Below are 8,152 nucleotides of genomic sequence, written 5' to 3' on the forward strand. Positions count from 1 at the left end.
TCGTGGGTTCCGGCATGGCACGGGCGGTGGCGCAGGACGCCATGCCGCCCTCCGCGCGCAGGTTGCGGGCGCCGTGGCCCGCGCCTCCTCCCTGTGGCACGATGGCGCCTCCGCACGGAGGCCGCCATGCCGCAACACATCGGGATCGTCGCCTGTTCCGCCGAAGGCGCGGCGCTGTGCTATCGCACGATCTGCACCGAAGCCAGCGCCGCGCTCGGGCTGCATCGCCACCCCGAGGTCTCCATGCACACGCCCTCGCTGCACCGCTACGTCGAGTGCCTCGATGCCGGCGACCTGGAAGGCGTCGCCGGCCTGATGCTCGCATCGGCCCGCAAGCTGGCGGACAGCGGCGCCGACTTCCTGATCTGCCCCGACAACACCATCCACCAGGCCTTCGCGCGCGTCGCGCCGCGCTCGCCGCGTCCTTGGCTGCACATCGCACAGGTGGTGGCGCAGGAGGCCGCCGCGCGCGGCTTCCGCCGCCTCGGCCTGCTCGGCACGCACTGGCTGGTGGCCAGCGAGGTCTATCCCGAGCAGCTCGCGGCGCAAGGGCTGGGATACGTGCGGCCCTCCGACGAGGAGCGCGACGAGGTCGGCCGCCTCATCATGGAAGAACTGGTGTACGGCCTCCGCAGTTCGCGTCAGCTGCAGTACCTGCAGGGTGTGATCGAGCGCCTGCGCTCGCGCGGCTGCGATGCCGTGGTGCTGGGATGCACGGAGCTGCCGCTGGTCCTGGACGACGCCACTTCGCCGCTGCCGACGCTCGATTCGACGCGCCTGCTCGCGCGCGCGGCGCTGCGTCGCGCCATCGGCGTTACACCGTAGGGTCAAGATACAGAAACGGGTGGGCCACGGCGCCCACGCCGATGCAAGGCGTGGGTGCGCGCGCCCAGTCGCGCCCGCCAAACGTCTTCCGCCGCCCTTGCGGCTTGCATTCCCGGCCCTGCAACGGCATGGCACGGCCCCTGCGAAGAGACAGTGCGAGTGCAACAGCACCGCGCACAACTCCACTCACATCGCACATAGCAAAGAGGCCTATCCATGAAGCACCTGTTCAACGTCGCCGCCATCTTCGCCGCCGGCCTGCTGGCCAACGCCGCCTTCGCGTCGCAGCAGCCCTCCCTCAGCGAGCTCGCGCTCAGCGCGGGCGGCGTGCAGCCGACGGTCCTGGCGCGCGAAGCCGAGTCCGGCGACGACCACGGCGGCCGGGGCCGTGGCCCCGACGACGGCAAGGGCCACCGCCTGAGCGACGACGCCGGCACGAGCACCATCGCGCGCGAAGCCGAGTCCGGCGACGACCACGGCGGCCGGGGCCGTGGCCGCGACGACGGCAAGGGCCACCGCCTGAGCGACGACGCCGGCACGAGCACCATCGCGCGTGAAACGGAAGCCGGTGACGACCACGGCGGCCGGGGCCGCGGCCGCGACGACGGCAAGGGCCACCGCCTCAGCGACGACGCCGGCGCGGGCTCCATCGCCTGACGCGAAAGACCGCAATGCGCAGCGCCAGCCTGCTCCTGCTTTGCGCCGGCCTGGCCGGCGCTGCCGCCGCCGCGGGCACGGGCCCGCGGGCCGATCGCGTCGAGGTGCACGTGACCAACGAAGTCTCGACCGGCAGCCTGGACCAGCCCTCGGGCGTCCCGGTGCGCCAAGCCGCTCTCGGCCTGCGCTACCGGGCCGAGGCGTGGACGGTGCAGGTCGATCTGCCCTGGCGGCAGGTGGCCGGCCTGCGTGACGCCGCACCGCCCCGGCGCCCCGGGATCCGGGGCGCCGACGAAGGCACCGGCGACGCCCGCCTCAAGCTGCTGGTGCCCTTGCGCGACGCCGACCCGGGGACCACCCGCGTGGATCTGGTGCTGCGCGCCAAGAGCGGCGCCGGCCATGCGGTGGGCGGGTTCGAGACCGGCGGCGCCGGCCAGTCGGTGCGGCTGGAGCTGCTGCGTCCGGCCGGGGCCTGGAAGCTGTTCGGCGACGCCGGCTGGCGCCGTGCCGGCAACCTGCCCGGCCGCGACGCCGGCCGACATGCGCTCGACGGCGAGCTCGGCGCCGCACGCCGGCTCGCGGCCGGTGTGGAAGTCGGCGGCTTCCTGGACCTGCGCCAGCACCTGCCCGGCGAGCCCGCAGTGCGCGACGCCACCCTCTATGCCGCGCTCGATGGAGTCGAGCGCCGCTGGCTGGTGCACGTGGGCCGCAGCCTGGCGCCGACGCGGCCGGACACCCGGGCCGGGCTCACCTACCGCGCCAGTTTTTGAAGCGCCCCTGCGTGCGTTGCCGCAGGATTCAGTCCTCGCCCAGCGCCGGGATGGCCAGCTCCCGTGCCAGCACGTCGAGCTGTTCGCGCAGCGCGGGCGGCAGCGCGAGGCCGTCGCGCTCGTTGGCGAGGCGCTTCTCGTGGCTCTGCTCGCCCGGGATCCGGATGCGCTCCACGCCCGGCATGCGCTCGCTGGCGCGCAGCTCGCGCAGCAGGCGGTCGACGCGAGCCTTGAACGCATCGACCTCGCCGAAGGCATCGGGGTCGATCACCAGGATGGCCTGGCCGGTGTTGGTGGGCGTGGTGTCGTCGCGGCTGAAGTCCACCACCTCGCTGCCCATGGCCGCGCGATTGAGCGTGCCGGCCAGCAGGCCGATGACGAGCGCCAGGCCGTAGCCCTTGTAGCCCCCGATCGGCAGCAGCAGGCCTTCTGCGGCGCGCCTGGGATCGGTGAGCGGCTCGCCGCGGCGGTCCACCATCCAGCCCTCCGGCAGGGCTTCGCCGCGCTGCGCCCGGGCCCGCACCTTGCCGTAGGCGGCCACGCTGGTGGCCATGTCCAGCACGACCGGCGGCTCCTCGCCGGCGGGCACGGCCACGGCGATCGGGTTGGTGGACAGCAGCAGGTCCAGCCCGCCCCAGGGCGGCAGGTGGTTGGCGTTACCCACCGCGAAATACAGGCCGAGCATGTCGTGCTCCAGCGCCATGCGCGCGTAGAGCGATGCCGCCCCGGCGTGGTTGGAGGCGCGCGCGCCCACCCAGGCCACGCCGCACTGGCGCGCCTTGGCGATCGCGATCTGCGCGGCCTTGTGCATCACCAGGTGGCCCATGCCGTTGTCGCCATCGATCAGCGCCATGGCGGCCTTTTCCTTGGCGATGCGGATGTGCGGCCGCGCGTTGACGCCGCCGGCCCGGATCCGCCGGGCGTAGGGCACGAGGCGGATCACGCCGTGCCCGTCCGAGCCCTGGACCTCGGCCGCCGTCATGAGCCGGGCCACCGTGTGTGCGTCCTCGGCCGGCAGCCCCAGGCGCTCCATGGCAGCGGCGATGAAGCGGCAGACCTGGGCGGCAGGGACGCGGTCGGCGGGCATTCGGGAATCCGCCATGCTATCGGCGCCCGGCGACCCGGCCATGCGCGTCAACCCGAGGTTCTCGCCGTGCGCAAGAGCGTGAATAATGCGCGGCCCGGCGGGCGAAAGCGCATGCAAAACGCATCCCGTCCTACACCGGCGGCGTGCGCTAGTTCCTAGCATGATTGCATGAGCAAGAGGACCGGGCCGCACGCAAGGGCCCATGCAAGCGAAGACGACCGCCCGGGCCGGGTGACCGATGACAGGCAGAAGCCCGCGCGCTACAGCCGGGCCGAATACGCCAAGGTGGTGGCCCTGCAGGACGAAGTGGCCCGCGCCGACGCGGACTACCAGCGCCTGCGCAACGCCTACCTGGAAATCGCCCAGAACGAACCCACGCACGAAGTGGCGCTGGCCATGGTGGGCGCCGACATGGACCGCGCGCACGCGCGCCTGCAGGCGCTGATCGGCCTGCCGCGGCTGCCCTTCACGCACGAGCCCAGCGCCGTGATGCGCCGCGAGGTGCAGCGGCTCGCGGACGACAAGCGCTGACGGCTGCGCCGGAGCGCGACTACAGACGAACGGCCCCGTTTCCGAAGACGGTGCCGCCGCTCGGGCGCACAATGCGGCCAAGGAGGTTCGCGTGATGCCCAACGATGTCGATCCCAGCCTGTGCGCAGGCGAGCCCCTGCTGGAAAGCCTGGAGGACGGCTTCTCCCCGCCGGCCCACGCCCCCGAGGCGGCCCCGCCCGAGGCCGAGCCGCGGCAGCCCGCCGAAGCGGCCCTGGGGCCCAAGAGCCCGTTCTGAGCCATGCCGCCCCGCCACCCCGCGCCCACCCATCCCGTCGAGCCCGAGCCGTACCCGGAGGAAAGCTCGGACGAGGCGCCGCCCAATCCTTCGCAGCTGCCCGTGGAGCCGGAGTTCGGCCAGGCGCTGCCGCCGGCCGAGCCGGAGGATCCAGGCGTGCAGAAGCCGACGATCTGATTCGCATCGCAGCAAACGAGGAAGCTCCATGCCTTACATCCGCACCCCTTCCGGCATCACGCCACCCACGCCCGGCCTCGAACACGAGGAGCCCGAGTTCAACGTCGCCGAGGACGACATCCCCGGCGGCGGCGACGGCAGCGCCAGCGCGGTGACCGAGCGCAACGGGGTGCGCGAGGACAGGCCGCTGCACACTTCCGAGCGCGAATGAACCCCAACGCCCCGGCGCCGCCGCCCCCGCCGGTCGAACCGCCCAAGCCCGCCAATCCGGAGCCGGCGGCGCCCCCGTCCGATCCCGAGAAGGGCCGCGTGCAGGCGCCCGAGCCGGGCAAGTCCGAGCACCCGAAACAGTAGTTTCAGTTCGAAGCGAGCAGGCCCTGGGCGTCGTCGTCCGGGCTCTCGAGGGGCGTGGCCTTCGCCAGGGCCATCCACACGCCGAAGGGCAGGCCGGCGCGCGGCGGCCGTTGCGCGGCGCGCGCCACCTGCAGCCGGCCCTCGCGCCCGGCCAGCAGCACGCCGCATTCGGCCGGCACTTCGTCCGGCTCGCCGATGCTGCGGCCGCGCGCATCGCACCCCAGCACGTACCAGCATTCGCCCAGGTCGCGGTAGGCGGCCCGCTTGGACTCCTGCCGCAGGTCGGCCAGCAGGTCGGCGCGGCGCACCTTGATCTCGTGAACGATCGGCTCGACGTAGCTTTCCACGGAGGTGTGGCGGATCGAGAACACGTCCGGGCGCGCCACGCACCAGCGCAGCGGCCTGGCTTCGTCGCCGCTCGCCACCTGGGCGCGCAGGCTCAGGCCGGTCCAGGCGAGGCGGCCCGCACGGGCCATTTCCTGCGCCACGCGTTGCACCAGGGCCTCGTGGGCGGAGAGCGCCGAGCGGTTGCGCGCCAGCACCGTGGCCAGCCAGCGCACGCCGGCGTCGGTGACGCGCAGCGTCTCGTGCCCGGCGCCCGAGCGCACGCGCTCCAGCAGGCCGGCCGCCAGCAGGTCGATCTCCAGCGGGTCCTGGCTTGGCCACCCCGCCGAGCGGTAGATGTCGCGCAGGCGCCGTCCGTGCGCGCGGGTGAGCGCGGGGCTCGCAGAAGGGGTAGGATCGCTGACGGCCATCGGAGGGCGCCAGTGTAGAACGGTAGGCACTCTCCCACGCCTTCACGCGCGCTCGGCTTATCGAGGCGCTTGAGTGGGCGCCCACAATGAGCCGCATGGTTGAGAAATCGATGGAGCCTTCCCGCACGAGCACGCCGTTGGCCGGCTTGAGCCACGCCCCGGTGCCGTCCGTCCTGTACGGCATCACCGCCGTGCACGTGGAAGGCAGCCAGATCTCCGAAGTGATGATGGGCATGATCGATCCCAGTCTCGAACACTGGGACCTGCGGCCCGCGCCCACCCGCCTGGTGGAAGTGGTGGACCGCCTGGTCGAAGGCGACACGGTCGTGACCCTGTTCCCCACCGAGCGCGGCACCCTGCAGATGGGGCCGCAGGTGAAGGTGGACGTGTTGCCCGAAGGCACCGAGACGCTGGCGGCGGCGGAGGAGCAGCCGGGAAGGCGCCTGCTGGATCTGCCGCGGTTTTGACAGCCGGCGCTTCGCTGCGCTCGCGCGTCGCTGGGCTTCGGGCTTCGCCGCTCAGCGCCAACGAATTCAGCCGCGCGCTGGTTCCTACAAGCCCCGCAGTTCCTTCCGCAATCGCGCCTCCTGCTCCTGCCGCTGGCCCGACTTCGACTTGCGGTGGGCGCCGGCCTTGCGTTGCGACGCGGGGGCCACGAGCGGATTGCGCGGCTTCGGTTGCGCCAGCTTGATCTTGCGCGGCGAGGAACTCATGGCTGCGGGCGCAGGATGCGCAGCTTGAGGAGGCCCGTCGACAGCGCCGTGCCGCAGACGACGACGGCGCCGCAGGCGAGCATGCGCGGCGTGACGTGCTCGCCGAGGAACAGCAGGCCGTAGAGGATCGCGAACACCGGCACCAGGAAGGTCACGGCGAGCGCCCGTGCCGGCCCGGCCTGCTCGATCAGGCGGAAGTAGAGGATGTAGGCGATGCCGGTGCACAGCAGCCCGAGCACCGCCACCGCCAGCCACGCGCGCGTGCCGGGCGCCTGCGCCGGCCACAGCCACAACGCGGGCAGCAGCAATCCCGCCGCGGCGCCGACCTGGCTGCCGGTGGCCGTCACCAGCGGCGGCAGTCCGCTCAGATAACGCTTGGTGGCGCTCGCCGCGATCGCGTAGCAGATGGTCGCCAGCAGGCAGGCGAGCACCGCCCAGGCCGGGGCGATGCCCGACGCCGTGGGCTTGAAGCTGGCGCCGTCCCAGGCGAGCAGGGCCACGCCCAGGAAGCCGATCGCCAGCCCCAGCACGCGGGTGCCGGTGGGACGGTCCTTCAGCCACAGCCACGCCACCAGGGCGCCGAACAGCGGCACGGTCGCATTGAGGATGGCCGACAGGCCGGTCGTGATCGCCAGCAGCGCGAACGAGAACAGCGCGAAGGGCAGGGCGGAGTTGAGGATGCCGACGACGCAGATCGCCCGCCAGTTGGCGCGGAACACGGCGGCATGGCCTTTCCACAGCATCAGCGGCAGCAGGAAGGCGGCCGCGACCGTCACGCGCACGGCCGCCGTCGGAATCGCGCCGAAGTCGACGACCGCGAAACGCATGAACAGGAACGAGGAGCCCCAGATCGCCGCCAGGGCCGCGAAGTCGATGATGGAGGAGAAGGACATGTTGTTATCGGGAGGGCCTAGAGGCTGGGGCCTGGAGCCTGGGGAAACAGCCGATTATCGTGATCTGCACCCCCGAGCCTCTAGCCTCCAACCCCTTCCAGCTTCAGCAGCGCCGTCTTGCGCTCCAGCCCGCCGGCATAGCCGGTGAGGCTGCCGCCGCTGCCCACGACGCGGTGGCAGGGTACGACGATGCTGATCGGGTTGCGGCCGACGGCGGCGCCGACGGCGCGGGCGGCGCCGGGGCGGCCCACCCGGCGCGCCAGTTCCGCATAGCTGGTGGTGCCGCCGCGCGGGATCGCGAGCAGGGCCGCCCAGACGTCCTGCTGGAAAGGCGTGCCGGCCTGCAGGTCCAGCGGCAGCTCGAAGCGCTCGCGTTCGCCGGCGAACCAGGCCGCCAGTTGCGCCACCGCTTCGCGCAGCACGGGATGCGCCGGATCCTCGCGCCAGCCGCTGCTGTCCGGCCCATGGCGCTGGCCGACGAACCACACGCCGGCCAGGCCGCGGTCGGTGGCGGCCAGCAGCATCGGGCCGAGCGGGCTTTCGTAATGCGCGCAGACGCGCTCGATCGCATTGCTCATTTCATCCTCCTTGCGACAGCGCGCTCCACGCGCGCACGACGGCATAACTGCGCCACGGCTTCCATTGCTGCGAAGCGGCTTCGGCTTCGCGCGCCGGCTGCTTCATCTGCTGCACGCCCAGCGCCTTGTGCAGGGCGACGTCACCGGCCGGGAAGGCATCGGGCCAGCGCAGGGCCCGCATCGCGATGTACTGCGCCGTCCAGTCGCCGATGCCGGGCAGCTCCTTCAGGGCCGCCGTGGTGGCCGGCACGTCGGCGCCCGGATGCAGCGCCAGCCGCCCTTCGGCGACGGCCCGCGCGATGGCCACGATCGCCGCCTGGCGCTGCCGCACGATGCCGATCTGCCCCAGCGCGTCGCCTTCGGCCGCGGCCAGCACTTCGGGCGCCGGGAACAGCAGGCGCAGCCCCGGGTGCGGCGTGGCGATGGGCGTGCCGAAGCGCTGCACCAGCCGCTGCGCCAGCGTACGGGCCGCCGCCACCGTGATTTGCTGGCCCAGCACCGCCCGCACGGCCAGCTCGTAGCCGCTGAGCGCGCCCGGCACGCGCAGCCCGTCGCC

15 protein-coding genes are annotated in these 8,152 nt (G+C 72.9%); 9 read left to right on the top strand and 6 right to left on the bottom strand.

What is annotated here, in order from left to right:
- The first annotated feature begins 126 nt into the window (after positions 1 to 126).
- The 3 genes from VFM98_RS06140 (at position 127) to VFM98_RS06150 (ending at position 2,252) form a co-directional block, all read left to right on the top strand.
- A complete protein-coding gene (locus VFM98_RS06140) occupies positions 127 to 825 on the top strand; it encodes an aspartate/glutamate racemase family protein (protein WP_325109019.1) in 699 nt (232 codons plus the stop codon).
- A 216-nt stretch (positions 826 to 1,041) separates the two neighbouring features.
- Complete coding sequence (locus VFM98_RS06145; RefSeq protein ID WP_325109020.1) at positions 1,042 to 1,482, top strand: hypothetical protein; 441 nt, start codon at positions 1,042 to 1,044, stop codon at positions 1,480 to 1,482.
- Between the two features lie 14 nt (positions 1,483 to 1,496).
- Entirely contained in the window at positions 1,497 to 2,252 is a 756-nt protein-coding gene (locus VFM98_RS06150) for a hypothetical protein (RefSeq protein ID WP_325109021.1), read from the top strand.
- A gap of 28 nt (positions 2,253 to 2,280) precedes the next feature.
- Here the strand turns inward: VFM98_RS06150 and VFM98_RS06155 are convergent, their stop codons facing one another.
- A complete protein-coding gene (locus VFM98_RS06155; RefSeq protein ID WP_325109022.1) occupies positions 2,281 to 3,339 on the bottom strand; it encodes an Ldh family oxidoreductase in 1,059 nt (352 codons plus the stop codon).
- Positions 3,340 to 3,507: 168 nt separating this feature from the next.
- Between VFM98_RS06155 and VFM98_RS06160 the strand changes: the two genes are divergently transcribed.
- The 5 genes from VFM98_RS06160 to VFM98_RS06180 all read left to right on the top strand — a co-directional run bounded on the left by VFM98_RS06160 (position 3,508) and on the right by VFM98_RS06180 (position 4,657).
- Entirely contained in the window at positions 3,508 to 3,870 is a 363-nt protein-coding gene (locus VFM98_RS06160; RefSeq protein WP_325109024.1) for a hypothetical protein, read from the top strand.
- A gap of 91 nt (positions 3,871 to 3,961) precedes the next feature.
- The gene (locus tag VFM98_RS06165) at positions 3,962 to 4,126 is read left to right on the top strand and encodes a hypothetical protein (protein ID WP_325109025.1); all 165 of its coding nucleotides are present in this window, start codon (positions 3,962 to 3,964) and stop codon (positions 4,124 to 4,126) included.
- A gap of 3 nt (positions 4,127 to 4,129) precedes the next feature.
- Positions 4,130 to 4,303: a hypothetical protein gene (locus tag VFM98_RS06170; RefSeq protein WP_325109026.1), complete on the top strand. Its 174-nt coding sequence runs from the start codon at positions 4,130 to 4,132 to the stop codon at positions 4,301 to 4,303.
- A 28-nt stretch (positions 4,304 to 4,331) separates the two neighbouring features.
- Positions 4,332 to 4,514 (top strand): hypothetical protein, encoded by a 183-nt coding sequence (locus VFM98_RS06175; protein ID WP_325109027.1) that lies wholly within the window; start codon positions 4,332 to 4,334, stop codon positions 4,512 to 4,514.
- Positions 4,511 to 4,657 carry a hypothetical protein gene (locus VFM98_RS06180; protein ID WP_325109028.1) on the top strand — a complete coding sequence of 49 codons (147 nt, stop codon included), beginning with the start codon at positions 4,511 to 4,513 and terminating at the stop codon, positions 4,655 to 4,657. The genes VFM98_RS06175 and VFM98_RS06180 overlap by 4 nt, the downstream gene beginning before the upstream one ends.
- Positions 4,658 to 4,659: 2 nt before the next feature.
- Here the strand turns inward: VFM98_RS06180 and VFM98_RS06185 are convergent, their stop codons facing one another.
- Positions 4,660 to 5,412: a hypothetical protein gene (locus VFM98_RS06185; RefSeq protein WP_325109029.1), complete on the bottom strand. Its 753-nt coding sequence runs from the start codon at positions 5,410 to 5,412 to the stop codon at positions 4,660 to 4,662.
- A gap of 95 nt (positions 5,413 to 5,507) precedes the next feature.
- Between VFM98_RS06185 and VFM98_RS06190 the strand changes: the two genes are divergently transcribed.
- On the top strand, positions 5,508 to 5,879 hold the full coding sequence (locus VFM98_RS06190; protein ID WP_325109030.1) for a hypothetical protein: 372 nt from the start codon (positions 5,508 to 5,510) through the stop codon (positions 5,877 to 5,879).
- Between the two features lie 84 nt (positions 5,880 to 5,963).
- Here the strand turns inward: VFM98_RS06190 and VFM98_RS06195 are convergent, their stop codons facing one another.
- The 4 genes from VFM98_RS06195 to VFM98_RS06210 all read right to left on the bottom strand — a co-directional run.
- The gene (locus VFM98_RS06195) at positions 5,964 to 6,125 is read right to left on the bottom strand and encodes a hypothetical protein (RefSeq protein WP_325109031.1); all 162 of its coding nucleotides are present in this window, start codon (positions 6,123 to 6,125) and stop codon (positions 5,964 to 5,966) included.
- A complete protein-coding gene (locus tag VFM98_RS06200) occupies positions 6,122 to 7,018 on the bottom strand; it encodes a DMT family transporter (RefSeq protein ID WP_325109032.1) in 897 nt (298 codons plus the stop codon). Before VFM98_RS06200 ends, VFM98_RS06195 begins: the two co-directional genes overlap by 4 nt.
- An 80-nt stretch (positions 7,019 to 7,098) precedes the next feature.
- The gene (locus VFM98_RS06205; protein WP_325109033.1) at positions 7,099 to 7,596 is read right to left on the bottom strand and encodes a methylated-DNA--[protein]-cysteine S-methyltransferase; all 498 of its coding nucleotides are present in this window, start codon (positions 7,594 to 7,596) and stop codon (positions 7,099 to 7,101) included.
- A gap of 1 nt (position 7,597) precedes the next feature.
- A partial coding sequence (locus VFM98_RS06210; RefSeq protein ID WP_414708990.1) for a DNA-3-methyladenine glycosylase family protein occupies positions 7,598 to 8,152 on the bottom strand: 555 nt, incomplete at its 5' end.

The sequence above is a fragment of the Ramlibacter sp. genome (assembly GCF_035706265.1).
In the GTDB taxonomy this organism is placed as follows: Bacteria; Pseudomonadota; Gammaproteobacteria; order Burkholderiales; family Burkholderiaceae_C; genus Ramlibacter.

Excerpts from the sequence above, each read along its gene's own strand:
- VFM98_RS06140 (WP_325109019.1), top strand. The coding sequence starts at position 127 with ATGCCGCAACACATCGGGATCGTCGCCTGTTCCGCCGAAGGCGCGGCG.
- VFM98_RS06145 (WP_325109020.1), top strand. The coding sequence starts at position 1,042 with ATGAAGCACCTGTTCAACGTCGCCGCCATCTTCGCCGCCGGCCTGCTG.
- VFM98_RS06150 (WP_325109021.1), top strand. The coding sequence starts at position 1,497 with ATGCGCAGCGCCAGCCTGCTCCTGCTTTGCGCCGGCCTGGCCGGCGCT.
- VFM98_RS06155 (WP_325109022.1), bottom strand. The coding sequence starts at position 3,339 with ATGCCCGCCGACCGCGTCCCTGCCGCCCAGGTCTGCCGCTTCATCGCC.
- VFM98_RS06160 (WP_325109024.1), top strand. The coding sequence starts at position 3,508 with ATGAGCAAGAGGACCGGGCCGCACGCAAGGGCCCATGCAAGCGAAGAC.
- VFM98_RS06170 (WP_325109026.1), top strand. The coding sequence starts at position 4,130 with ATGCCGCCCCGCCACCCCGCGCCCACCCATCCCGTCGAGCCCGAGCCG.
- VFM98_RS06175 (WP_325109027.1), top strand. The coding sequence starts at position 4,332 with ATGCCTTACATCCGCACCCCTTCCGGCATCACGCCACCCACGCCCGGC.
- VFM98_RS06180 (WP_325109028.1), top strand. The coding sequence starts at position 4,511 with ATGAACCCCAACGCCCCGGCGCCGCCGCCCCCGCCGGTCGAACCGCCC.
- VFM98_RS06185 (WP_325109029.1), bottom strand. The coding sequence starts at position 5,412 with ATGGCCGTCAGCGATCCTACCCCTTCTGCGAGCCCCGCGCTCACCCGC.
- VFM98_RS06190 (WP_325109030.1), top strand. The coding sequence starts at position 5,508 with ATGGTTGAGAAATCGATGGAGCCTTCCCGCACGAGCACGCCGTTGGCC.
- VFM98_RS06195 (WP_325109031.1), bottom strand. The coding sequence starts at position 6,125 with ATGAGTTCCTCGCCGCGCAAGATCAAGCTGGCGCAACCGAAGCCGCGC.
- VFM98_RS06200 (WP_325109032.1), bottom strand. The coding sequence starts at position 7,018 with ATGTCCTTCTCCTCCATCATCGACTTCGCGGCCCTGGCGGCGATCTGG.
- VFM98_RS06205 (WP_325109033.1), bottom strand. The coding sequence starts at position 7,596 with ATGAGCAATGCGATCGAGCGCGTCTGCGCGCATTACGAAAGCCCGCTC.